At 44.1% G+C, this 1,120-nt stretch carries 1 protein-coding gene and 1 pseudogene; both read right to left on the bottom strand.

What is annotated here, in order from left to right:
* The coding region (locus tag A3762_RS20495; RefSeq protein WP_068757392.1) for an SDR family oxidoreductase at positions 1–852 on the bottom strand (852 nt) is incomplete at its 3' end.
* A pseudogene (locus A3762_RS27860) lies at positions 853–1,120 on the bottom strand (glycerol acyltransferase); the annotation flags it as partial.

Here is a 1,120-nt window from a genome sequence, read left to right as displayed (position 1 = left end):
AATCAAATAAGACGGAAACGACTTTAAATTCAGTACGCGAGAAATTAATCGTGGCAGCATTGGCGGGATTGACGGTACAGGGATAGATTGGCAGCCCGACAAAGCAAGTGCATCCTGAAATGCCACCCAATCTCTCGGTGCTACGTTATAGACGCCTCGCTTATGTTTTTTGTGCGCAAGCTCAATCGCATCGGCCATATCTTCAATGTGAATAAACTGCATGACAGGAGAGAAACCGAGTAAGCTAGGCGGACGTTTACTAGAAAGCAGTCGACTAATAGAGTTATTGACGCCAGGCCCGACGATATTACAAGGACGGAGAATCGTGATGTTTAAATCAGGATATTTCCAAAGGTAAATATTGGCGAGGTTTTCAAGCTCGACTGAATCTACCAAATCCTGCGTTAACTCTGCTGCTTTGAGTGGTGCAGACTCATCGATTAGTGCTGGGTTGTATGCGTCAGCACCATAAACATGAAACGTCGATAAAATAAGCACATGTCGAACACCGTATTTATGACTCAAATCCATGAGTTTTTGTGTGCCTAGTACGTTGGCGTTATAGCGACGCTGCATAGTGAGTTCGCTACTTTGGATACGGCCAAGGTGGATGACGTAGTCGAACTTGTAGGTTTTAAATAAATCTTCAAAGACGCGCTTGTTATAGTCCAGCTTATAGCTAGGAATATTATCGCTATGAAAGGTTTCTTTTCTAAAGTCGACGGCGATGATCTGACAGGATTTTCGCAATCGTTGAATCACCTGTTGAGCCAAAGCCCCCGCTGCACCGGTAACAAGAACAATCGGTTTGTTGCGCTTACTCGCTTGAGATTTAGTTGTTGTTTTACTCATTTAAAAAATACTTTTTCTCTGTTCTAGGCCTTTCGCGATGAGCTGCCCGATAGATTTTTTCACTTTTTCAACGCGTCGGATCACCTGATCTTCGGTGAGCTCTTCGTTTTCAAAATAAATTGGCTTACCAAAATTAAGGTGAACCTTTGCAGGAAAGATAAAGGGCAGGGCAACCGGTACATATGGCACACCCAGAAGTTTCGCTAATGGCTTTATATTTGCGATGGCAGGGATCGTTTCTTCACACCCCACGACACCCACTGGTACG

The organism is Oleiphilus sp. HI0125, from assembly GCF_001635355.1.
The sequence above is the reverse complement of the archived record's forward strand: the minus strand, read 5'-3'. Positions and strand labels throughout refer to the sequence as shown.